This window comes from Streptomyces sp. (assembly GCF_019510245.1).
Lineage (GTDB): Bacteria > Actinomycetota > Actinomycetes > Streptomycetales > Streptomycetaceae > Streptomyces.
Genome location: NZ_JAEKKT010000167.1, coordinates 11,636 through 33,675 on the forward strand (window position 1 = coordinate 11,636; position 22,040 = coordinate 33,675).

Sequence of the window (22,040 nt, forward strand, 5' to 3'; positions counted from 1 at the left end):
GACGGCACCGGTTCCGGCGACGGTGACGTGCCCCGGGACGGCGGTGGCTTCGGCCGGCCGCCGCGCATACCGCTGCCCCGCGCCTCCGTCGAGGACGGCGGGCAGCCGCTGCCCGAGGCCGCGGGCCTGCCGCCCGTGCCGCTGGAGCTGTCGCACGACGTCCTGAAGTCGATGCTCGGCGCGTGGGCGCTGGCCGCGTGCTCGACGGCGGAGTCCCTCGCCGTCGAGGTCCACCTCGGGGACTGCGGGGCCTGCGCGGACGAGGCGCGGCGGCTGCGCGAGGCCGTGGGGCTGCTGCACCAGCCGGAGAGCCTGGACCTCGACCCGGGCCTGCGCACCCGGGTCCTGGAGGCCTGCCTGGACCGCCGGCCGGCCAGGATCCCGATCCCCGCCTGGGCGGCGCCCTACGACGCGGAGACCGCCCGCCTGGACGCCCTGCTCCAGGACATCGGCGACGCGGAGTGGCACACGCCCGTGCGGCTGCGCTGGTTCGACGGCGCGGCGGCGGCGAGCCGCCGTACGACGGTCGCCGGCGTGATCGCGCATCTGCTGACCGTCGACGGGCTGGTGGCGGCGGCGCTGGGTCTCGACGACCCGCTCGGGGAGACCCGGGCACAGGGCCCGGCCGCCCGCACCGAGGCGTTCTGGCAGGCCTCGCACTTCCCGCCGACGCGTGCGGTGCGGGTGCCCTGGCGGGAGCAGAGCCACCGGCTCGTGCAGACCGTCTCCTTCACCGGCGGCGGCGCCGGGCGCCTCGGGGTGTCGTACGGCGACTTCGAACTGCCGTTGCACGACGCGATGCTGGACCGCGCCTTCGAGTGCTGGGTGCACGCGGAGGACATCGCGGAGGCCGTGGACTATCCCTACGGGCCGCCGGCCCCCGGGCACCTGCACCGGATGATCGACCTCGCGGCCCGGATGCTGCCCGCGGTGCTGGCCGAGCGCCGACGGGCGGGGCTGGCGTCGCCCGGCCAGATGCCCCACCTGGTCCCTGCGGGACGGCCCGGCCGCAGCCTGCGGCTGGAGATCGAGGGCAACGGCGGCGGCGAGTGGCTCATCCCCCTCGACTCCCCCGGGGCCGTCGGCTCGGCGGAGTTCGAGGTGGCCCACGTCGCCCTGGACGACGTCGAGTTCTGTCAGCTGGCCGCGGGCCACGTGTCACCGGAGGAAGCCGCCGCCGGGCAGCGGGGGGACCGGGCCGCGATCAGGGACGTACTCTTCGCCGCGGCGAGCCTGAGCCGGATGTAGCGGCGTTCGCCGAGGGGCGGGGTGGTTGCGTCGTACGGCGGCTGCGGGCGCGTGGGGGCTGGTCGCGCAGTTCCCCGCGCCCCCAAAGGAAAGGGGCGCCGTAGTTCGCCCCTTCAGGGGCGCGGGGAACTGCGCGACCAGCCAGGAATCACCTGCACCCGCCGTACGACGCAACCACCCCGCCCCTTGGGCGAACGCCCCACCCCCGCACGGAAAAGTGCCGTCAGGCGAAAACGACCGTCCGGCGGCCGTTGAGCAGGATGCGGCGCTCCGCATGCCACTTCACCGCCCGCGCCAGCGCCTGGCACTCCACGTCGCGGCCGATCGCGACCAGCTGGTCGGGGGTGACGTCGTGGCCGACCCGTTCGACCTCCTGCTCGATGATCGGGCCCTCGTCCAGGTCGGCGGTGACGTAGTGCGCCGTCGCACCGATCAGCTTCACGCCCCGCGCGTGCGCCTGGTGGTACGGCTTCGCGCCCTTGAAGCTCGGCAGGAACGAGTGGTGGATGTTGATGATCCGGCCGCTCAGTTGCTTGCACAGGTCGTCCGAGAGGACCTGCATGTAGCGGGCCAGCACCACCAGTTCGACGTTCTCCTCACGAACGAGGTCGAGCAGCCGGGCCTCGGCGTCGGCCTTCGTCTCCTTCGTCACCGGGATGTGGTGGAAGGGGACGTGGTACGACTCCACCAGCTCCGCGAACTCGGTGTGGTTGGAGACCACGGCCGCGATGTCCACCGGCAGGGCGCCGATACGGGCGCGGAAGAGCAGGTCGTTCAGGCAGTGGCCGAACTTGCTGACCATGAGGACGATGCGCATCCGCTCGTCGGCCCGGTTGATCTGCCAGTCCATGTGGAAGGAGTCACCGATCGCCGCGAAGCTCGCCCGCAGCTTGTCGACCGTCACCGGCTCGTCGGCCGAGAAGTGCACGCGCATGAAGAACAGACCCGTGTCGTGGTCCCCGAACTGCTGGCTGTCCTCGATGTTGCAGCCGGTCATGAACAGGTAGCTCGACACGGCGTGCACGATGCCCTTTTTGTCCGGGCACGAGAGGGTGAGGACGTACTGGTCGGCCGGGGCGGCCTGAGTTCGGGTGGACTGATCGGTCATGCACCACAGAATCTCATGCCCCGCCCGCCCCGGCGGCCGCTGTCCGCCACGCGGACCGGCGGCTCAGGCGGCCCGGGTCATGATCCGCAGCACGTCGAGGCTGCGCGGCGGGACGTCCGGATCGTCGCCGTCGCTCGCCGCCAGGCGTATGTGCGCGTCCCGGGCGGCCCGGACCGCGTCCGGCCACCCCTGGTGGTCGAGGTACGCGGAGACCTGCGCGTCCGGCCCCACCTGGTGCATGATCCGCAGCACCCGCAGCACGGCGGTGTCGACGAGCGCCGCCTCCTGCGAGTCGCGGAATATCGTCCCGACGTATTTCTCCGCGGACCAGTTGTCCAGCCAGGTGTCCTCGACCAGCCGGTAGACCGCGTCGGTCACGTCGCCGTACCCGTCCTGCCCGGCCAGCCAGACGTTCCGCTGGAAGTCCGGGTCGGAGAGCATGTGCAGCGCGGAACGCACATTGCTGCGCCAGCGCCACCACGGCATGTCGTTGAGTGGCATGCCGCCCATGGTGGAGGAGCGACGGCCGCGACGGGAAGAGTTCTCCGAACCTTGCACGGTCATCGATCGTACGTTCCTCGTCACACCCCCTGAACAACACCCCCGTAATTCACCTGTAGGTCACCCATCGTTGACCATGGGTCACTTCCGGGTTAGTGATGTGACGGAATCGTGCGTGTCCATGACCGGCAGGCGCCCCACTTCCAGCTCCACCCACAACAGCATCCGTCCCGCGGCCCACCGGCGCGTCAGAGCCGCCGCTCTGTCCGCCGTGGCCATGACGGCCTGCGCCTCGCTCGCGGCCGGCTGCGGTGTCGTCCCGGGACTGTCGACCTCGACGGACGACTCGGTCAAGGTCATGACCTGGGCACCCCAGGGAACCAGCGCCACCAACAAGCCCGGCATGCCCGCCATCGCCTCCGCCTACGTCAAGTGGGTCAACTCGCAGGGCGGCATCCGCGGCCACAAGCTCGAGCTCGTCACCTGCAACGACCACAACTCCAGCGTGGGCGCGGCGAACTGCGCCCAGCGCGCGGTCGACGAGAACGTCGTCGCCGTGGTCGGCTCCTACAGCCAGTTCGGCGACTCCTACTTCGCCCCGCTGGAGGGCGCGGCCATCCCCTACATAGGCGGCTACGGGGCGTCGAACGAGGAGTTCACCAGCCCCGTCTCCTACCCGGTCAACGGCGGCTCGCTCACCCTGCTGGCCGGACTCGGCGAGGCGCTGGCCGACTCCTGCGGCATCGTCACCCTGGTCCGCCCGGACACCATCGCCGGCGACCAGCTGCCCCAGCTGCTCGACTCGGGCCTGCAGGCGGCCGGCCACGCCAAGGCGATCGACCAGCTCGCGGCAGAGGACCTCACCGAGTACGACCAGCAGTCGCAGAAGGCACTGCAGAGCGCCGGCTCGGACTCGGGGAAGACGGGCTGCGTGGTGCCCGAGCTCGGTGACCGCACGACCACCTTCATGGACAGCTTCCAGCGGGCCCGCAAGGGCTACCCGACGGTGAAGACGGCCGCCGAGATCGGCAGCGTCGACCAGACGGTGATCAACTCCACCGGCGGCGCGGGCGGCCCGTACGAGGGGTCGTACATCACCGGCTGGTACCCGGTGGCCTCGGACTCGCGCTGGAACGAGATGAAGAAGGTCATCAGCAAGGAAGCCTTCGGCGACAACCGGATCGACCCGGCCGACGCCGGGGTGCAGACCACCTGGATCGCCTACCAGGTCCTCACCGCCGTGCTGGAGAAGATCGGCGACGGCGAGGTCAGCGCCGACAGCGTGCGGCACACCCTCAACGACGGCCTGAAGGTCTCCACCGGCGGCCTCACCCCGTCCCTGTCCTGGCCCTACCAGGGCAAGCTGGCCGCGTCCGGCTTCGCCCGGCTGGTCAACGCCGACGTGAACGTCCAGACGGTCAGGAGCGGCCTGCTGGAGTCGGCGAACAAGCAGGCCCTGGACATGACCGAGATCCTGGAGAACGCCGACCTCAGCTGACCGGCACGCGCACCCGCGCGCGCCGGCCGGCCGCGGTCACAGCTGGGTCGGCTGCCGCTGGGTCAGGCCGTACTTGCTCGCGATCGCGTTCCACAGCGCGGCCGCCTTCACCTTCTGGCTGCTGGCGGTGCCGCTCTCACGGTTGCCGGCGGCGGTCTGGCCGGTGGCGCGAGCCTGGCCCTTGCGGCAGCCGTGCTTGCCCTTGGCCTGGTCGGCCCAGGCCGCGTAGTGGTTGTCGGCGTTCGCGGAGGCCTGCCAGGCCTTGGTGAGGGAGGCGCTCAGCTCGGCGTTGCCCGGGAGCTTGTCGACGGACAGCTTCGACAGCCGGGTGACCAGGTCGGCGCGCTGCTGGGCGGCGTTGCGCAGGTCGGAGGCGGAGCCGTCGAGGTCCTTGCACTGCTTGACCTGGGCGACGGCGTTGATCACCGAGGCCCGGCTGCTGCCGCTGTCGGCGAGCAGCTTGTCCAGGGCGACGGCCTGCGCCTTCGCGGGGTCGGCCGCGGCCGACGAGGAACCGTCGGAGGCCGTGGCCGACGCGGCCACCGTCTTGCCGGCGTCGTCCGAGCCCCCGCCGCCCCCGCTGAACAGGGCCCCGGCGCCGATGCCGAGCACGGCGATGCCGATCCCGACGGCCGCGATCAGCGGCACCTTCGACCTGCCGCCCCGGCCGCCCCGGCCGCCGCCGTCGTCGTCGTGGTCGAAGGACGCCGGGGGCGGGGTGTACGCCGGCGGCTGCTGGTAGGCGCCGTTCTGGGGCTGCTGCTGGAAGCGCGGCAGCTGCGCCGTGGACGCGGCCGGGACCTCGCCGCCGGGCCCGCTGCGGAAGAGGTTGTCGAACTCGGCGGGCGGCTGCCGGTCGGCGCCGCCCTGCGGGCCGGCGGCCGGGTACGGCGCGATGTACTGCGTGGCCTCGGCGTCGGAGTGCGCCGCGGGGGCCTGCGGGCCGCCCAGGTAGGCGGTCTGCTCGTGGGAGGCCTCGGGCGGCAGCGCCCCCGGGCCCACCGGGGGTATGAGCTGGGTGGCCCCCTCCGGGGCCGCCGCCACCGGCGGTATGTACTGCGTGGCGCCCTCGTCCACCGGCGCGCCGGGCACCGGCGGGAGGAACTGGGTGGCGCCCTCGTCGGCGGTCGGCAGCGCGCCGCCGTAGCCGCCATGGCCTCCCTGCGGGACGGCGGGCGGCAGCCCGGCGCCCGGAGCGCCGTAGGGGTCCTGGCCGGCGGCGGGGGGCAGCGGGGCGCCGTAGGGCTGCTGGGCCTGGGGAGCGCCGTAGCCGTACGACTGCTCGTAGCCGCCGTACGACGGGGCGGGCGCGCCCTCGGGCGGGAGCGGACCGGCGCCGGGGCCCTGGCCCTGACCGGTACGGGTCTGGGCGGCGTGCGACTGGGCCGCGTGCGACTGGGCGTTCCAGGCGGCCGGGAGCTGCTCCGGAGCGTCCCACTCCTGGCCGGCCGCCTGCGGCCAGTCCTGGCCGGGCTGCTGGGGCTGCGGGCTCTGCTGCTGGCCGGGGCCCCACGGCTGGCCCCAGGACCGGCCCTCGGACGGCGCGGCGGCCGGGGCGGGCGGCTGCGCTGCGGGGACGGAGCTGCCCGCCATACCCGGCAGCAGCGGCTCGCCACCGTCGGAGGGCAGCACGATGCCTTCGCGTGCGGGCTCGCCCTGTCCACTCTGCGTCACCGGGACTCCTACTAATGGGGGACCTTGTGAATCGGGCTCACGCTACCGGGTTCCCTCAGGAAGGTGCCACGCAGCCAGGGGCGCGATCTTGTTCCCTGTGACAGCAGTAACAAAACCGCCCCGCGGTGCGCTGTATACGCCGCTTCTTGCGCGGCAAGGCGCGGTTTCCCGCACGTTCACGCAGCCGCGGGGCAGGAATTCATGCGGCCGCCTGCAGATCCAGCCGCGCTCCGAACTCCCTGACCACGGGTTCGTCCCGGAACGGCTCCAGCCGCTGCTGGAAGTCCTCCAGGTACTCGGCACCCCGGTTGGAGCGGACCGTCTCCAGCAGCTCGACCGCCTTCGTCCCGGTGGCGCAGGCCTGTTCGATCTCGCGCTGCTGCACCTGCGCTGTGGCGAGGAGCACATAGCCGATCGCCCGGCGCCGCGCGCGGGTCTCCGGATGCCCGTCCAGCGACTGCTGTGCGCACCTGGCGGCCGCCTCGGCCTGCCCCAGGTCGCGGTGGCAGTGCGCCAACTCGTCCGCCAGATAGGCCTCGTCGAAGTGCTTGATCCACACCGGGTCGTCCCCGGACGCCGGATCGGCCGCCTCCATCGCCGACACGGCCCGCCCGGACGCCAGCTGAGCCGACCGCACATCGCCCAGCAGGGCGTGGCCGCGGGCCTCGGCCGCCAAGAACATCGCCTCCGCGCGCGGGGTCACGCGGCCCCGCGCCCCCTCCTGAGCCGCCCGCGCCAACTGGGCGATCTCGCGCGGGTTGCCGAGCTGCGCGGCGAGGTGGCTCATGGAGGAGGCGAGCACGTAGCCGCCGTAGCCACGGTCGCCGGCCGCCTGCGCGAGGCGCAGCGACTGGATGTAGTACCGCTGGGCGAGCCCGGGTTGACCGGTGTCGACGGCCATGTACCCGGCCAGCTCGGTGAGCCGGGCGACCGCGGCGAACAACTCCCGCCCCACGGACTCCCGGTAGGACCCGGCCAGCAGCCCGGAGACGACACTGTTGAGGTAGTGCACGACGACCGGGCGCACATGCCCGCTGCCGAACTGGTGGTCCAGGTCGGTGAGGGCCTGCGTCATCGCCTTCACCGCCGCGACGTCCGACGGCCCGACCCGCGGCCCCGCCTGCCGTGCCACCTGCGCGTCCGGCGCCGAGATCAGCCAGTCCCGGCTGGGCTCCACCAGCGCGGACGCGGCGACCGAGGAACCGGACAGGAAGTCCCGGCGCCCCACGTCGCTGCGCCACAGCTCGCAGACCTGCTCGATGGCCCCCAGTACCGTCGGCGAGAACTGGAGACCGACGCCCGAGGCGAGGTTCTTGCCGTTGGCCATGCCGATCTCGTCGATCGTGACCGTACGGCACAGCTTGCGCCCCAGCGCCTCGGCGATGATCGCGGGCGCCCGGCCCCGCGGCTGCTGGCCGCGCAGCCAGCGCGCCACGGACGTCTTGTCGTACCGCAAGTCGAGACCGTGCTCGGCGCCGCACATGTTGACCCGGCGGGCCAGCCCGGCGTTCGAGCACCCCGCCTCCTGGATGAGCGCCTGCAACCGTTCGTTCGGCTGCCGCGCGACAAGCGGCCTTGCGGCCATGGCGTACCCCCTGCGAACTCCCTGTAGGGAAAAGATCCGGCCTTTGCGATCACTGCCCAGCGGACATACCGAAAATGCGGGACATGCGAGGATTGCCGGGTCAAGGCAGCGGAATTGCGGCTACGGCCGCCACCGACCCCCCATGTGTGACTACCCGCTCACGCCCCGGTTCCTCCTGCGCGCCCCCACACATGCATCCATGCGCCCCAGTTGCGGAAAGGATGCTCCTCCCCCGCGCGCGTTACGCCCGTAACTCCAGGTGGGTGCGGGAGTTGTGTTGAGCGTGGAAGAGACGATCGTCGGCGCCGAAGCCGCTCAGATTCCGAAGCAGCGCGGGGAATCGCTGCTGGACACCGCCGTACGCTACGCCGAGGAGCGCCACTGGGACGTCTTTCCCGGCACCTGGCTGGAAGCGGTCGAGGGGGTGCAACGCTGTTCCTGCGGTGAGGTCGCGTGCGTCGCGCCCGGCGCGCACGCGGCGCGCCCGGACTGGGCGACGCAGGCCACCGGCAGTGCGACGGTGGCGCGCCGGATGTGGCAGAAGCAGCCGACGGCGTCGATCCTGCTGCCGACGGGACGTACCTTCGACGCGCTGTCCGTCCCGGAGACGGCGGGGTTTCTCGCGCTGGCGCGCATGGAGCGGATGGAGCTGACGCTGGGGCCGGTGACGCTGACGCCCAACCGCCGGATGCAGTTCTTCGTCCTTCCCGGGGCGTCGGTGAAGGTGCCGGACCTGGTCCGGAAGCTGGGCTGGTCGCCGGCGTCGCTGGACCTCATGGCGCTCGGGGAGGGGGCGTACGTGCCGGCGCCGCCGACGCGGTACGGGTCGCGGGGGGCCGTGCAGTGGGCGTGCCGGCCGACGGCCGCGAACCGGTGGCTGCCGGATGCGGAGGAGCTGATCTCGCCGTTGGCGTATGCGTGCGGGAGGGATCGGTAGCGCGCGTACGGGGCTGCCGGGTGCCTGTCTCGTCGGCGACTGCGGGTGCGATGTGGCTGATCGCGCAGTTCCCCGCGCCCCTGAAGGGGCGCTGCAGCCACCGCTTCTTCCCAGCCGCGGGCAGGCGTGCCGCAGGGCTGCACGGGTGGGCGCTGGGGTCCCCCCGGCCGAAGGCTGGGGGAGGCACCGTGCAAGCGCCGGTAAGCGTCCCCACCCCCACCTCGGCCCCGCCGACCCGCACCACCAAAACTCGCCGCACCCATAGGGTTGGCCCATGACCGATGCCGTACGTGTTCGTGGGCTCTGGAAGCGGTTTGGGCAGCAGGTGGCCGTCGGCGGGATCGACCTGTCGCTGCCCGCCGGGAAGTTCGTCGGGCTGGTCGGACCCAACGGCGCCGGCAAGACCACCACCCTCTCGATGGTGACCGGACTGCTCCGCCCGGATCAGGGCTCCGTCGAGGTCGTCGGCCACGACGTGTGGCAGGACCCGGTGGCCGTGAAGGCCCGCATCGGCGTCCTCCCCGAAGGCCTCCGTCTCTTCGAACGGCTCTCCGGACGCGAACTGCTCGGCTACTCCGGCCGCCTGCGCGGACTCCCCGGCGCCGAGGTCGACAAGCGGGCCACCCAGCTCCTCGACGTCCTCGACCTCGCCGGCGCCCAGCACAAACTCGTCGTCGACTACTCGACCGGCATGCGCAAGAAGATCGGGCTCGCCGCCGCTCTCCTCCACAATCCCGAAGTCCTCTTCCTGGACGAGCCGTTCGAGGGCGTCGACCCGGTGTCCGCGCAGACCATCCGGGGCGTGCTGGAGCGCTACACCGCCTCCGGCGCGACCGTGGTCTTCTCCTCCCACGTGATGGAACTCGTCGAGTCGCTGTGCGACTGGGTCGCGGTGCTGGCGGCCGGGCGGATCCGCGCGACCGGGACGCTGGAAGAGGTGCGCGGGGCGCATCCCACCCTCCAGGCCGCGTTCCTCGAACTCGTCGGGGCGAGCGGCCGGGACACGGCCTCCGACCTGGACTGGCTGGGCGGCGGGGCGGCCCGATGACGGACGTGACCGCCACCGTCGTACGGCTGAAGCTGTCGCTGCTGCGCAACGGACTGCGGCAGTCCGGCGGCCGGCGGGCCGCGTTCGTCGCGTCGGCGGTCGTCGCGCTGCTGTTCGCGGCCCTGCAACTGCTGGGCCTGGTCCTGCTGCGCGGTCACCCGCACGCGGACGCGGTGGCCGTCCTGGGGGCCGCCGTACTGGCGCTGGGGTGGGCCTTCATGCCGCTGTTCTTCCCGAGCGGCGACGAGACCCTGGACCCGACCCGGCTGGTGATGCTCCCGCTGCGGCCCCGGCCGCTGGTACGGGCCCTGCTGGCCGCCTCGCTGGTCGGCATCGGTCCGCTGTTCAGCCTGGTGCTGCTGGTGGGCTGCGCGGTGTCGGTGGCGCACGGCGCGGCCGGCTACGGCGTCGCCGTCGTCGCCGTGGCCCTCGCGCTGCTGGTCTGCGTGGCCCTCGCGCGCGCCGTGGCCACCGCGAACGTACGGCTGCTCAGCAGCCGCAAGGGACGTGACCTCGCCGTCCTGAGCGGCCTCGTCATCGCCGTCGGGGCGCAGCTCGTCAACTTCGGCGCGCAGAGCCTCGGTGCGGCCGGACTCGGGCGGCTCGCGCCGGTGGCCGACGTGGTGCGGTGGCTGCCGCCCGCGTCGGCGATCGGCGCGGTGCGCTCGGCGAGCGAGGGGTCGTACGGCACGGCCGTCCTCCAGCTCGGCCTGTCCCTCGCCGCGCTGGTGCTGCTCGTCGGCGCCTGGGCGCGGACGCTGACCCGGCTGATGACCTCACCCGACGGTTCCACGCTCCAGGCGCCCGACGCGGCCGCCCGGAGCCGTTCGCCGGAAGGCGGCGGGATGGGGCGGCTGCTGCCCGGCGGGCGCACCGGCACGGTCATGGCGCGCAGCCTGCGCTACGTCTGGCGCGATCCGAAGACCAAGGCCGCCTGGGTGACCTCGCTGGCCATCGGCCTGATCGTGCCCGTCTTCAACGCCCTCCAGGGCACCGGTTCGATCTACTTCGCGTGCTTCGCCGCCGGGATGCTCGGCATCCAGATGTACAACCAGTTCGGGCAGGACACCTCCGCCTTCTGGATGGTGGCGACGACCATCTCGTCCGGGCGGGACGTCTACTCCGAACTGCGCGGGCGGGCGCTGGCCCTGCTCGTGATCACCCTGCCGTACGCCACGCTGGTGACCGTCCTGACCACGGCCATGCTGGGCGACTGGCCCCGGTTGCCCGAGGTGCTCGGCCTCTCCTTCGCCCTGCTCGGCGCGATGCTGGCGACCGGCGCCTGGACCTCCGCCCGCTTCCCGTACTCCATCCCGCAGGAGGGCCACAAGAACGTCGCCCCCGGCCAGGCCGGCCTCGCCTGGATCGCGATCTTCGGCGGCATGGTGTCGGCGGCCCTGCTGTGCGCCCCCGTCATCGCCCTGACGATCGCACTGAACGTGAGCGCGGGGGGCGAGGCGTGGACCTGGCTGCTGCTGCCGGTGGGGGCGGCCTACGGCGCGACGGTCACGTGGGCGGGCCTGCACGCGGCGGCCCCGCGCACGGCGGCGAACCTGCCGGAAATCCTGACGGCTGTCAGCAAAGGGTGACTACAGCGCCCCGTCAGGGGCGCTGGGGGTACCCCCGGCCGAAGGCTGGGGGAGGAACTGCGCGACCAGCCACAACGCACCCGCGGCCGCCTACGTCGCGCGGCCCCTGCCCCATGGGCGCTCTTCACTCCCCCACCCGATCAAGAAACGGCTCCACCGCCGCCCGCCAGGCCTCAGGCCGGTCATACGGCAACAGGTGACCCGCGTCCGCCACCTCCGCGTACTCCCCTTTCGGCAGCACCCGGACCATCTCCTGCGCCTCCGCCCGCCCCAGCTCCCCGTCCACCCCGCGCACCACCAGCGTGGGACACGGCACCTGGGCCAGCTCCTCCCAGTGCGCGTCGTACACCCACGTCTCCCGGGACCTCAGCATCCGGTCGGGGTCGAACACCGGCCGCCAGCCGTCGGCGCCCTCGTGCATCACCTCGGCGTAGAACTCCCCGCGCGCCGGGTTCGGCCGCTCCACCCAGGGATCGTCCTCGCCGAACCACTTGCGTACGTCGGCGAGCGTGGCGAAGGGAACGGGCCAGGACCTGAACCAGTCGGCCCACTCACGCTGTGAGGCCGCGCCGAGCGCGGAGGCCCGCATGTCGCAGATGATCAGGCCCCGTACCAGTTCGGGGCGCTTCGCGGCGAGCTGCCAGGCGGTCAGCGCGCCCATGGCGTGGCCGATGAGCACGGCAGGGGCGAGGCCCAGCTGCTCGACGGCGGCCGCGGCGTCCTCGACGTACGCCTCACGGGTGTACGCGGCCTGCGGGGGCTTGTCGCTCTGGCCGTGGCCGCGCTGGTCGAGTGCGACGGCACGGTGCCGGCCGGCGAGCCAGCGGGCGGTGGACGCCCAGTGCGAGGCGCGGCCCATCAGGCCGTGCAGTAACAGCACGCCGGGAGAGGTGTGGTCCGGATCCTCCGTCTTGGGCGGGTCCGCGAACTCCCAGGCGGCGAGGTGTACGCCGCCGGCTCCTGTCACGTCGATGCGCCGTGCCATGGGCTTGGCACCCCCCCTAGCTCCGCGTGCCTGTGTCGCCTCGTATCGCTTCGTGGTGCTCCGGTACCACTGCAGACTATCGAACCCCTATTCGAAAATCGGCTTCCTGCGGGCAACACCCCTCATTCGAGTGACCCCTCCCCAGGCATGATCGGCGCCGCCGGGGGGATTTGTTCTGCGGGGGGCGGGCCGCTCGGGGAAAACGGTCCGAGGGGATGACCCTGAGAGCTCGGGGCTCCGGGTCAGCACTGGGGAGGACAGGCCCCGGCACCGAAAGGTGCCGGGGCCAACCCCACGTCTTCGGCACATCCTCCCCGCCCCCTCAGGTCATATGCCTCTCGCGACAGCCTTGCACGCGAAACGTTCCAGCGCTGCGATTCGGCGCACTGGATCTTGGATTCGACGCGTTCGACACAGGCGGCAAAGACGCCGGGCGGAAACCTCAACTTCCCCACCGGCAACAGAAGTTGAACGATGCTCTGGTTCTGCCCGAGCGGTTGGCGCTCAGCGCTTGGCGACGAACACGTGGGAGGCGACGTCCGACTCCAGCTCGGCCGCCTCGCCACCACTGCCCACCAGCACCCCGCCGGCCGACTCCGTCACGCTCACCACCGAACCGGGCTGCACACCGGCCCGCCGCAGCGTGTACATCAGCTGCGCGTCGGTCTGGATGGGCTCACCGATCCGGCGCACCACCACCGTCTTGCCGTCCGCACCCGGGTCGAGGTCGGCCAGCGACACCATGCTCTCGTCCAGGAACGGGTCCGCGCCGTCCTTCTCGCCCAGCTCCTCCAGACCCGGGATCGGATTGCCGTACGGCGACTCGGTCGGGTGCCGCAGCAGCTCCAGGACGCGGCGCTCCACGGCCTCGCTCATCACGTGCTCCCAGCGACACGCCTCGGCGTGCACCTGCTCCCACTCCAGGCCGATCACGTCCACCAGCAGGCACTCGGCGAGCCGGTGCTTGCGCATCACGCGCGTCGCCAGCCTGCGCCCCTCGTCGGTCAGCTCGAGGTGCCGGTCGGTGGCGACGGACACCAGACCGTCCCGCTCCATCCGCGCCACCGTCTGGCTCACCGTCGGCCCGCTCTGGTCGAGCCGCTCCGCGATGCGGGCGCGCATGGGGACGACGCCTTCCTCTTCGAGCTCGAGGATGGTGCGGAGATACATCTCCGTGGTGTCGATCAGTCCGGACATTCGTGCCCCTCGATTACCTCTGCCGGAAGCCCCGGCGGCGTGCGCTGGCCCTGTAACCAATTCTGCCGGATCCCACTGACAAGCGGGGGACACCGGAAGAACGGGGGGCGGGCCGACCTTCACCCGCGGGCCGGTGCGGGCTGATCGCGCAGTTCCTCCCCCAGCCTTCGGCCGGGGGTTCCCCCGGCGCCCCTTACGGGGCTACTCAACCGCGGGCAGTCGTGCCGCCGGGGCGTCCCCACCCGCTCCGGCCCCCACCCGCCCGCACGGAATCACCGGCCGTATTGACACGACACTGGTCCAGACCTGAGGGTGATCCGCGACACAGACGCTGACGCCGACCGTGCAAAGGGGCCCGCATGAGCGACGGCACGCCCGCCGACCTGTTCTTCGACGCCGCCATCGGCCTCCTGCAACGGGCCCGCGACGAGGAGGCCGAGGCCATCACCGCCGCCGGCACCCTCCTCGCCGACACCGTCACCTCCGGCGGCCGCCTCTTCGCCTTCGGCGCCGGCCACTCCTCCCTCCCCGCCCAGGACGTCGTCTACCGCGCCGGCGGCCTCGCCCTCATGAACCTCCTCGCCGCCCCCGGCCTCGTCGGCGTCGACGTCATGCCCGCCACCCTCGGCTCCCGCCTCGAACGCGTCGACGGACTCGCCACCGCCGTCCTCGACACCTCACCCCTGCGCGCCGGCGACGCCCTCGTGGTCATCTCCCTGTCCGGCCGCAACGCCCTGCCCGTCGAGATGGCCCTCGAGGCCCGCCGGCGCGGCGCCAAGGTCATCGGCGTCACCTCGGTGGCGTACGCCACCGAGACCACCTCCCGGCACTCCTCCGGCACCTACCTCAAGGACCACTGCGACATCGTCCTCGACTCGAAGATCGCCGTCGGGGACGCCGAACTCACCCTCGACACCATCCCGGCGCCCTTCGCACCCGCCTCCACTGTCGTCACCAGCGCCCTGCTCCAGGCCGTCCTCGCCACCACCGCCGCCACCCTCGCCGACCGCGGCACCGAACCCCCGCTGCTGCGCTCCGGCAACGTCGACGGCGGCCACGAATGGAACGCCCGCGTGTTCGAGGAGTACCGCGACCGGATCTTCTACCAGCAGTGAGGCACGCCGGCCGCTACTGCCGGCGGTCCTTCGCGAGGTGGGCCAGATCCAGCGCGGTGGCGATACGCACCGCCACGTCCTCGGCGTACGTCGCGTCCGCGCGCTCGAAACGGCTGCGGCCCGCCCCGCGCAGGAACGTCACCACACCCAGCGTCCGCCCCCGGCTGCGCAGCACCGCGCACAACGCGTGCACCGCGTCCCCGGGCCACTGCCGGTCCAGCGCCCACTCCCGCGCCCGGTCCAGCGGCACCGAACCGGCATCCGCCCGCACACTCCCGGCCCGCGCCACGCACTGCAACGCCGGATGCCCCTCCTCGTAGCGCACCGGCAGCCCCGCCGCGCCCGTCAGCATGCTCGGCCCCGGCGCCCCCGACGGCGTGGCCGCGATCCGCACCAGCCGCACCGGCCCCACCTCACCGTCGGCCCGGGAACCGCCCACCACCCGGTCGATCACCGCATGGTCGGCGAACCCGGCCAGCGCGAAGTCCAGATGGACGGTGGCCGCCTCCGCCGGCTCCTCACACTCCGCGGCCGCACGCGCCGCACGATGCAGCTGGTTGGCCCGGAAGCGCAGCATCGCCGCCTCCTGCTCGGCGTGCTTGGCCTCCGTGACGTCCTGGAACAGCCAGCCGACCCCGAGCGGCACCGGCTCCTCCGCAAGCGGCGACGCCAACCGCAGGAACCCCGACCGCCAGCAGCGCCGCTGCTCGCCCTCCGGCGTCCGCACGCTCAGCCACATCTCGGCCGGCGCGGGCGGCGCCCCCTCCGCCAGCACATGCGTCAGCGCGCTCTCCAGATCCTCGACGCCCAGCGCCAGCAACTCCCCCAGCGGCCGCCCGAGCGCCGACGTACGCCCGATACCGAGCACCCGCGCGGCATACGCGTTGACGACGGCCGGCCGCAGATCCGCGTCCACGACCACCACACCCCAGGCCGCGTCCTCGAACAGCGCCTCGCTCAGCGCGATCGACCGCTCCAGGTCGATCTGCGCGTGCACCTCGCTGAACGCGCAGTACACCCCCGCCGGCTTCCCGTCCGGCCCACGCACCGCCGCCGACTGCGTCCGTACGAGCACCCGCCCGCCGTCCTTCGTGAGCAGCGCGAACTCGTGCACCTGACGCCCCGGGGCATGCATGGCCGACAGCAGCCGCCCCTCCACCTCGTGGGCGTCCGCCTCCCGCACCGCCCACCCGGCGAACCCGTGCCGGCCCACCGCCTCGGCCGCCGTCCACCCGAGAATCCGCTCCGCCTCACGGTTCCAGTGGGTGACGAACCCGTCCGCGTCGAAGGCACACAAGGCCGCATCCATGCCGTCGAGCAGCGCCGCGAGCAGGTCGGACCCACCCGAGTCCTCCGGAACATCCCGCTCCGGCTCCGGCTCGGGCTCGTCGGGCCCCAGCTCGTCCGTGGCCCCACTACGCCGGGAAGCACTCACCTGGACCCCCATCAGGCTCACTCACTGCCCTTCATTCAACTCGAACGTGACGCAGCCCACACCGTGTTCCCGCAAGATTGAAGGAATCGTTGCAACGCGCCGCCCGCCGCCCCGTCACAGCACGAGCCGCAGATCCACCCACTCGTCGCTCTCCCCGTCGAGCACATACCGCTCCACCTCGGCAAACCCGTACCGCCGCGCGAACCGCAACCCGTCCTCGTTGACGCCCAGCACACACGTCTCGACGACCTCGGCCCCCTGCACACGCGCGTACCCCAGCGCATGCTCGTACAAAGCCGCCCCGAACCCCCGCCGCCGAAACTCCGGCAACACCCGCGCGATCACCGTCACCACCCCACCGACGACAGGCCGCACCGTCGAACACCCCACCAGCACGTCCCCGTCATACGCGTTCTCCAGCCGATACCCCCGCACAAGCCGCTCCCGCGCCTCCCCGACCGACATCGCAGCAGCCGGCACCACCACGTTGTGCACATACCGCCACTCCTCCAGCGCCTCGTCCCCGTCCACAAGCCCGACCCGGAAACCACTCACGCGCCACCCTCCTCAGAAATCGACCAACCAGCACCGCAGGAAAGCACCACGGAGCCATACGCTGCACACGCATGAAGGATCTCGGCAATCAGCTCGCGTACTGGGACGGCGCCGGAGCCGCGAAGACGTTCACCCACCCGGTGAACCTCACCTGGCTGTCCGGAGTGAACCGGACCGCGCGGATCCTGGACTACGGCTGCGGATACGGACGCGTCACGGCCGAACTGAGCGAGCACGGCTTCTCCGCCGTGTCCGGCGTCGACCCCTCTCCCGCTCTGATAGAACGCGCCCGCCGACTCAACCCGGACCTGCGGTTCACGGTCCTGACGACCCCACCGAAACTGCCCCGCGACTCGGGGAGCGTCGATGTCGTCCTCCTGTTCGCCGTCCTGACCTGCGTCCCGGACGACGATGCCCAGCAGGCACTCGTCAACGAAGTGCACCGCGTCCTGGCACCCGGCGGGCTGCTCTACGTCAGCGACATGGTCCTACAGGACGACGAACGAAACCGAAATCGCTACGCCACCCACGCCGATCGGTACAACACCCCATACGGGGTGTTCACCACCGACGACGGCGCCGTCTGCCGACACTACGACACCTCAGAGCTGCACACTCTTCTGTCCGCCTTCGACTGCATGGACGAGCACCCGCTCAAGGTCAACACCATGAACGGCCACCAGTCACAGGCCCTGCAACTACTGGCCCGCAAGCGGTGAGCCTCGGGCGCCTAGCAGGGAAATCACGTGCGCGTTCGGGAGACCGGCCAGATCCGCACAGACGAGCGACTCTGGCTCGATCAAGGCAACAGCTGCGGTCCGGATCAGTAGTTTCACCTGCATACGCCGAAAGGAGGTCACTCGTTCCCCGGCCACAGGGCCGTCGAGTGACCAGCCCCAGTCATCACGATCGCAGGATCAGGGAGGTGCCCCCGATGACTACGTTTCCCGCAGGCGAGCAGACCCACCAGGCTGTGCTTCCTCAGCAGCCTGCTCTGGAACCCGTGAGCGCAGACACCCCCGGGAGCAGGGACGAAACGGCTCACGGACACCCCGCCACCGCGCGGGGCACCGGCAGGGAACATGGGCGAGGGGAGACCGACGGGACCCGCACCAAGGCCCGTCGGCGACACGCCAAACGCGCCGCCCCGGTGGCGCAGGCGGCAGAGAACGGGAGCGGTGACGCTCCCACGCACACACCGCAGTACACGGGCGGAAGCGGCGCCGACAGAGTCTTCGTCCTGTCCAAGGAAGGGCACCCGCTCATGCCCTGCCACCCGGCCCGCGCCCGTGAACTCCTCCGGAAAGGACGAGCCGTCGTCGTACGACAGACGCCCTTCGCCATCCGGCTCAAGGACCGCACACTCGCCCAATCGGCCGTCGACGGCGTTCAGCTGCGCATCGACCCCGGCTCCAAAGGCACCGGACTCGCCCTCACCGACGAGAAGAAGGAGACCGGAGGAGACGGCCGCGTCGTCGCCGCGCGGCGCGGACTCTTCTCGATCGAACTCCAGCACCGCGGCGACCAGATCCACCACACCATGGGGCAACGCGCCGGATACCGGCATCGACGGCGCTCGGCACACTGCCGCTACCGAACACCGCGATCGAACAACCGCAGCGTGGCACAGGGCTGGCTCCCGCCGTCCCTCCGCCACCGCGTGGACACCACGTTCTCCCTGGCCAACCGCCTCTGCCGCTACGCACCCGTCACCGAGATCCACCTCGAACGCACGACCTTCGACACCCACTCCATGAGCGCGGGGCGCCGCCTCCACGGCACGGACCACGCCCAGGGCCCACTCGCCGGCAGCACCACACGCACGTACCTCCACGCCAAGTGGAACAGCGCCTGCGCCTACTGCGGCGCCACCGGCGTCCCCCTGAACATCGACCACGTACGGCCTCGCAGCCACGGCGGCTCGAACCGCATCACCAACCTCGTCCTCGCCTGCGTCCCCTGCAACAAAGCCAAGGACAACCGCTCCGTCGAGTCCTTCCTCGCCCACCACCCCGACCGCCTCGCCAAGGTTCTTGGCCAGCTCAAGACGCCCCTGCGGGACGCCGCCGCCATGAACGCGACGCAGGCGAGGCTCGCGGAAGCACTGGAGACCCTGGGCAAGCCTGTGCATGCCTGGCCCGGCCACCTCACCATGGCCAACCGCGTGACAACCGGCCTCAGCAAGACACACACCCTCGACGCGCTGGCCGTCGGACACCTCGATCACGAGGGCGGAGACGCGATCGTGAGGTTCCCCGAACGGGTCCTGATCGCGAAAGCCACCGGCCGCGGCTCGTACGCACGCACCACACCCGATCGGTACGGATTCCCGCGCCTACAGCGCTCTCGTACCAAACAGCACTTCGGATACTTCACAGGGGACCTCGTCCGCGCCGTGGTTCCGTCAGGCAGGTGGGCGGGCACCTGGACCGGGCGTATCTCTGTCCGTGCCATGGGGCAGCACAGCCTCAGCACGACGTTCGGCCGGTTCAACGTTCGCCACCGGAATCTGCGACTTCTGCAGCGGGGCGACGGATACGGCTACAGCACTCGGCCTGAACTCATTCCGCCAGCATCTCCAAAAAACAGTTGAGTCCTTCCGAACAGCTTCCTAGAGTTGCTGATACTTCGGAAGGGAGGTGGTTCGGTAGATGTATGCATATCGGACGGAAGAGGTGGCTGCGGGCTAGCGGCCCGCCACCACACGATGTGCGGTGCCGGACCGGCGTGCACGAGATGCACGCAGCCGGCCTAATCCAACGCAGTCACCCGACCCGCGAGCTCGCCGGTACGTCCGGCCGGCTTCTCCGCCGTATGGCGGAGGGACCCGAGCTCGCGGGTCGTCTGCGTGTGCGGGCCCTAGGGCTCAGGGGCTGAGGCGTTCCACGTGCCAGGTGCCGGCGGGGTCGGCGACGTAGCGGAGGCGGTCGTGGAGGCGGTTCTGGCGGCCCTGCCAGAACTCGACGGTCTGGGGGGCGATGCGGAAGCCGCCCCAGTGCGGGGGGACCGGGACCTGTTCGCCCTCGGGGTAGCGGGCGCTGAGCTCCGCGTAGGAGGCGTCGAGTTCGGCGCGGGAGTAGATGACCGTGGACTGGGTGCTGGCCCAGGCGCCGAGCTGGGAGCCGTGCGGGCGGGTGCGGAAGTAGGCGGCGGTCTCGTCGCGGCCGGTGCGGCGGGCGGTGCCGGTGACGACGACCTGGCGGGCGATGGCGTGCCAGGGGAAGACCAGCGAGACGTACGGGTTCGCGGCGAGGTCCTGGGCCTTGCGGGAGTCGTAGTTGGTGTAGAAGACGAAGCCCCGGGTGTCGTACTGCTTCATGAGGACCGTGCGGGAGCTGGGGCGGCCCTCGGCGTCGGCGGTGGCGACGACCATCGCGTTGGGTTCGTAGATCATGCCTCCCCCAGAGGGGGTACCCCCAGCGGCGGCCCGCGCGGCCTGTTCGAACCAGCGGGTGAACTGGTCCATGGGGTGTGCGGCCAGGTCGTGCTCGTCGATTCCCTCGGCCCGGTAGTGCTTGCGCATCGCGGCGGGGTCGAGGACGGGTTCGTCGGAGGCGGCGGCGTCACGGTCGGTCACGCGGTCATCTTGCCGTATGCACATATGGGTCCGGGGCACATGTGACGCATACCTATGGTGGCACTGAGTGCCGCTGGGCTCCCCATCTGTGGCACTCGGAGTTATGGTGCAGTTGCCTCCGCCTACACCCATGAGGAGCCGCCCCATGTCCGACTTCGTGCCTGGGCTCGAAGGAGTCGTCGCGTTCGAGACGGAGATCGCCGAACCGGACAAGGAGGGCGGCGCCCTGCGGTACCGGGGCGTCGACATCGAGGATCTGGTCGGGCATGTCTCGTTCGGGAACGTGTGGGGGCTGCTCGTCGACGGGGCGTTCAATCCGGGGCTGCCGCCGGCCGAGCCGTTCCCGATCCCCGTCCACTCGGGTGACATCCGGGTGGACGTGCAGTCGGCGCTCGCCATGCTGGCGCCGGTGTGGGGGCTGAAGCCGCTCCTGGACATCGATGCGGACCAGGCCCGCGAGGACCTGGCGCGGGCCGCGGTCATGGCGCTGTCGTACGTCGCCCAGTCCGCGCGCGGGCAGGGGCTGGCGATGGTGCCGCAGCGGGAGATCGACAAGGCGCACTCGGTGGTCGAGCGGTTCATGATCCGGTGGCGGGGGGAGCCGGATCCGAAGCATGTGGCGGCCGTGGACGCGTACTGGACCTCGGCTGCCGAGCACGGGATGAACGCGTCCACGTTCACCGCGCGGGTGATCGCCTCGACCGGTGCCGACGTCGCCGCCGCGCTGTCGGGTGCGGTGGGGGCCATGTCGGGGCCGCTGCACGGGGGTGCGCCCTCGCGGGTGCTCGGGATGATCGAGGAGATCGAGCGGACCGGGGACGCGGTGGGGTACGTCAAACGGGCGCTGGACCGTGGTGAGCGGCTGATGGGGTTCGGGCACCGGGTGTACCGGGCGGAGGATCCGCGGGCGCGGGTGCTGCGGCGGACGGCGCGGGAGCTGGGGGCGCCGCGGTTCGAGATCGCGGAGGCGCTGGAGAAGGCGGCGCTGGAGGAGTTGCACAATCGGCGGCCGGACCGGGTGCTGGCCACGAACGTGGAGTTCTGGGCGGCGATCATGCTGGACTTCGCGGAGGTGCCGGCGCACATGTTCACGTCGATGTTCACGTGTGCGAGGACCGCCGGGTGGTCGGCGCACATTCTTGAGCAGAAGCGGACCGGGCGGCTGGTGCGGCCGTCGGCGCGGTATGTGGGGCCGGGGGTGCGGAAGCCTCAGGACATCGGGGGGTTTGCGGATATCGCCCACTGAGTTTCCTGTGGGCGTGCGTGGGCGGGTGCGGGTGCGTGGGGGCTGGTCGCGCAGTTCCTCCCCCGGTCTTCGGCCGGGGGTACCCCCAGCGCCCCTGGAAGGGGCGCTTCAGCCGAGCGTCTCGTCCAGCAGTGCCGCCCACTGTGTCACCACGCGTTCCCGCCGTGCCCTGTCGTCGGTCAGGAGATTGGCGAGGCCCAGGCCGCGTGCCATGTCCAGGAGGCCCTGGACGGTTTCGCGGGTGCCGGGGCGGGTTTCGTCGGCGGCGAGGAGGTCGACGGCGATGCGGTGGGTCTCGCGGCCGACCCGGGCCTCCAGTTCGGTCACGCGGGGGCGGAGCTGGTCCTCGTTGGAGGCGGCGACCCAGAGGTGGAGGGCGGCGCGGAAGAGGGGGCCGGTGTAGAGGTCGACGATGGCGGAGACGGCTGCTCGGCGGTCGCCGGTGGTGTCCTCGGGGAACAGGGCGCGCAGGGCTGTGGAGCGTTCTTCGGCGACGTATTCGACGGCGGCGGTGAAGAGGTCCTCGCGGGTCGGGAAGTGGTGCTGGGCCGCGCCCCGGGAGACGCCGGCGCGTTCGGCGACGACGGCGACCGTGGAGCCCGTCCAGCCGTGTTCGGCGAGGCAGGCGACGGCGGCCTCCAGGAGCCGCTGCCGGGTGGCCCGGCTGCGGTCCTGTTTCGGGGCGCGTTCCTCCGCGGTGGTCCCCGTGGCCGTCCCCGCGGTCGTCCCCGTCGTCACCCTT

The 22,040-nt window shown here is 71.8% G+C and carries 19 protein-coding genes; 9 read left to right on the forward strand and 10 right to left on the reverse strand.

The window, feature by feature from the left end; all coding sequences use genetic code 11:
• The first annotated feature begins 27 nt into the window (after positions 1-27).
• Positions 28-1,248, forward strand: coding sequence for a maleylpyruvate isomerase N-terminal domain-containing protein (locus JF597_RS32355; RefSeq protein WP_294003484.1), 1,221 nt, complete (start codon positions 28-30; stop codon positions 1,246-1,248).
• Positions 1,249-1,471: 223 nt separating this feature from the next.
• Here the strand turns inward: JF597_RS32355 and purU are convergent, their stop codons facing one another.
• Positions 1,472-2,356: a formyltetrahydrofolate deformylase gene (gene purU, locus JF597_RS32360; RefSeq protein ID WP_294003426.1), complete on the reverse strand. Its 885-nt coding sequence runs from the start codon at positions 2,354-2,356 to the stop codon at positions 1,472-1,474.
• Between the two features lie 63 nt (positions 2,357-2,419).
• Positions 2,420-2,920 (reverse strand): hypothetical protein, encoded by a 501-nt coding sequence (locus tag JF597_RS32365; RefSeq protein ID WP_294003428.1) that lies wholly within the window; start codon positions 2,918-2,920, stop codon positions 2,420-2,422.
• Between the two features lie 118 nt (positions 2,921-3,038).
• Here JF597_RS32365 and JF597_RS32370 point away from each other — a divergent pair, with 118 nt between their 5' ends.
• Entirely contained in the window at positions 3,039-4,355 is a 1,317-nt protein-coding gene (locus JF597_RS32370; protein ID WP_294003430.1) for an ABC transporter substrate-binding protein, read from the forward strand.
• Positions 4,356-4,391: 36 nt separating this feature from the next.
• Here the strand turns inward: JF597_RS32370 and JF597_RS32375 are convergent, their stop codons facing one another.
• Together JF597_RS32375 and JF597_RS32380 are read right to left on the reverse strand one after the other, a co-directional pair.
• Entirely contained in the window at positions 4,392-6,029 is a 1,638-nt protein-coding gene (locus JF597_RS32375) for a hypothetical protein (RefSeq protein WP_294003432.1), read from the reverse strand.
• A gap of 199 nt (positions 6,030-6,228) precedes the next feature.
• Complete coding sequence (locus JF597_RS32380; RefSeq protein WP_294003434.1) at positions 6,229-7,614, reverse strand: transcriptional regulator; 1,386 nt, start codon at positions 7,612-7,614, stop codon at positions 6,229-6,231.
• 274 nt (positions 7,615-7,888) lie between these two features.
• Between JF597_RS32380 and JF597_RS32385 the strand changes: the two genes are divergently transcribed.
• The 3 genes from JF597_RS32385 to JF597_RS32395 all read left to right on the forward strand — a co-directional run bounded on the left by JF597_RS32385 (position 7,889) and on the right by JF597_RS32395 (position 11,188).
• Positions 7,889-8,551, forward strand: a complete 663-nt coding sequence (locus JF597_RS32385; protein WP_294003436.1) for a bifunctional DNA primase/polymerase — start codon at positions 7,889-7,891, stop codon at positions 8,549-8,551.
• 274 nt (positions 8,552-8,825) lie between these two features.
• A complete protein-coding gene (locus JF597_RS32390; RefSeq protein ID WP_294003438.1) occupies positions 8,826-9,599 on the forward strand; it encodes an ABC transporter ATP-binding protein in 774 nt (257 codons plus the stop codon).
• A complete protein-coding gene (locus JF597_RS32395; protein ID WP_294003440.1) occupies positions 9,596-11,188 on the forward strand; it encodes a transporter in 1,593 nt (530 codons plus the stop codon). The genes JF597_RS32390 and JF597_RS32395 overlap by 4 nt, the downstream gene beginning before the upstream one ends.
• Before the next feature lie 124 nt (positions 11,189-11,312).
• Here JF597_RS32395 and JF597_RS32400 read toward each other — a convergent pair whose 3' ends face one another.
• The gene (locus tag JF597_RS32400) at positions 11,313-12,173 is read right to left on the reverse strand and encodes an alpha/beta hydrolase (protein WP_294003442.1); all 861 of its coding nucleotides are present in this window, start codon (positions 12,171-12,173) and stop codon (positions 11,313-11,315) included.
• A 504-nt stretch (positions 12,174-12,677) separates the two neighbouring features.
• Positions 12,678-13,370, reverse strand: a complete 693-nt coding sequence (locus tag JF597_RS32405) for a metal-dependent transcriptional regulator (protein ID WP_294003444.1) — start codon at positions 13,368-13,370, stop codon at positions 12,678-12,680.
• 359 nt (positions 13,371-13,729) lie between these two features.
• Between JF597_RS32405 and JF597_RS32410 the strand changes: the two genes are divergently transcribed.
• The gene (locus tag JF597_RS32410) at positions 13,730-14,485 is read left to right on the forward strand and encodes an SIS domain-containing protein (RefSeq protein WP_294003446.1); all 756 of its coding nucleotides are present in this window, start codon (positions 13,730-13,732) and stop codon (positions 14,483-14,485) included.
• 13 nt (positions 14,486-14,498) lie between these two features.
• Here the strand turns inward: JF597_RS32410 and JF597_RS32415 are convergent, their stop codons facing one another.
• Both JF597_RS32415 and JF597_RS32420 read right to left on the reverse strand, forming a co-directional pair.
• Positions 14,499-15,920, reverse strand: coding sequence for a PAS domain-containing protein (locus tag JF597_RS32415; RefSeq protein ID WP_294003448.1), 1,422 nt, complete (start codon positions 15,918-15,920; stop codon positions 14,499-14,501).
• A 114-nt stretch (positions 15,921-16,034) separates the two neighbouring features.
• Positions 16,035-16,475, reverse strand: coding sequence for a GNAT family N-acetyltransferase (locus JF597_RS32420; RefSeq protein WP_294003449.1), 441 nt, complete (start codon positions 16,473-16,475; stop codon positions 16,035-16,037).
• Positions 16,476-16,546: 71 nt separating this feature from the next.
• Between JF597_RS32420 and JF597_RS32425 the strand changes: the two genes are divergently transcribed.
• Together JF597_RS32425 and iscB are read left to right on the forward strand one after the other, a co-directional pair.
• Positions 16,547-17,194, forward strand: a complete 648-nt coding sequence (locus tag JF597_RS32425; protein WP_294003451.1) for a class I SAM-dependent methyltransferase — start codon at positions 16,547-16,549, stop codon at positions 17,192-17,194.
• A 431-nt stretch (positions 17,195-17,625) separates the two neighbouring features.
• Entirely contained in the window at positions 17,626-19,068 is a 1,443-nt protein-coding gene (gene iscB / locus JF597_RS32430; RefSeq protein ID WP_294003486.1) for an RNA-guided endonuclease IscB, read from the forward strand.
• Positions 19,069-19,341: 273 nt separating this feature from the next.
• Here iscB and pdxH read toward each other — a convergent pair whose 3' ends face one another.
• A complete protein-coding gene (gene pdxH / locus JF597_RS32435) occupies positions 19,342-20,076 on the reverse strand; it encodes a pyridoxamine 5'-phosphate oxidase (protein ID WP_294003453.1) in 735 nt (244 codons plus the stop codon).
• A gap of 121 nt (positions 20,077-20,197) precedes the next feature.
• Here pdxH and JF597_RS32440 point away from each other — a divergent pair, with 121 nt between their 5' ends.
• Positions 20,198-21,298: a citrate synthase 2 gene (locus JF597_RS32440; protein ID WP_294003455.1), complete on the forward strand. Its 1,101-nt coding sequence runs from the start codon at positions 20,198-20,200 to the stop codon at positions 21,296-21,298.
• Between the two features lie 108 nt (positions 21,299-21,406).
• Here the strand turns inward: JF597_RS32440 and JF597_RS32445 are convergent, their stop codons facing one another.
• Positions 21,407-22,036 carry a TetR/AcrR family transcriptional regulator gene (locus JF597_RS32445; protein WP_294003457.1) on the reverse strand — a complete coding sequence of 210 codons (630 nt, stop codon included), beginning with the start codon at positions 22,034-22,036 and terminating at the stop codon, positions 21,407-21,409.
• Between the last annotated feature and the right edge of the window lie 4 nt (positions 22,037-22,040).

Excerpts from the sequence above, each read along its gene's own strand:
- purU (WP_294003426.1), bottom strand. The coding sequence starts at position 2,356 with ATGACCGATCAGTCCACCCGAACTCAGGCCGCCCCGGCCGACCAGTAC.
- JF597_RS32365 (WP_294003428.1), bottom strand. The coding sequence starts at position 2,920 with ATGACCGTGCAAGGTTCGGAGAACTCTTCCCGTCGCGGCCGTCGCTCC.
- JF597_RS32370 (WP_294003430.1), top strand. The coding sequence starts at position 3,039 with ATGACCGGCAGGCGCCCCACTTCCAGCTCCACCCACAACAGCATCCGT.
- JF597_RS32380 (WP_294003434.1), bottom strand. The coding sequence starts at position 7,614 with ATGGCCGCAAGGCCGCTTGTCGCGCGGCAGCCGAACGAACGGTTGCAG.
- JF597_RS32390 (WP_294003438.1), top strand. The coding sequence starts at position 8,826 with ATGACCGATGCCGTACGTGTTCGTGGGCTCTGGAAGCGGTTTGGGCAG.
- JF597_RS32395 (WP_294003440.1), top strand. The coding sequence starts at position 9,596 with ATGACGGACGTGACCGCCACCGTCGTACGGCTGAAGCTGTCGCTGCTG.
- JF597_RS32400 (WP_294003442.1), bottom strand. The coding sequence starts at position 12,173 with ATGGCACGGCGCATCGACGTGACAGGAGCCGGCGGCGTACACCTCGCC.
- JF597_RS32405 (WP_294003444.1), bottom strand. The coding sequence starts at position 13,370 with ATGTCCGGACTGATCGACACCACGGAGATGTATCTCCGCACCATCCTC.
- JF597_RS32410 (WP_294003446.1), top strand. The coding sequence starts at position 13,730 with ATGAGCGACGGCACGCCCGCCGACCTGTTCTTCGACGCCGCCATCGGC.
- JF597_RS32425 (WP_294003451.1), top strand. The coding sequence starts at position 16,547 with ATGAAGGATCTCGGCAATCAGCTCGCGTACTGGGACGGCGCCGGAGCC.
- pdxH (WP_294003453.1), bottom strand. The coding sequence starts at position 20,076 with ATGTGCATACGGCAAGATGACCGCGTGACCGACCGTGACGCCGCCGCC.
- JF597_RS32440 (WP_294003455.1), top strand. The coding sequence starts at position 20,198 with ATGTCCGACTTCGTGCCTGGGCTCGAAGGAGTCGTCGCGTTCGAGACG.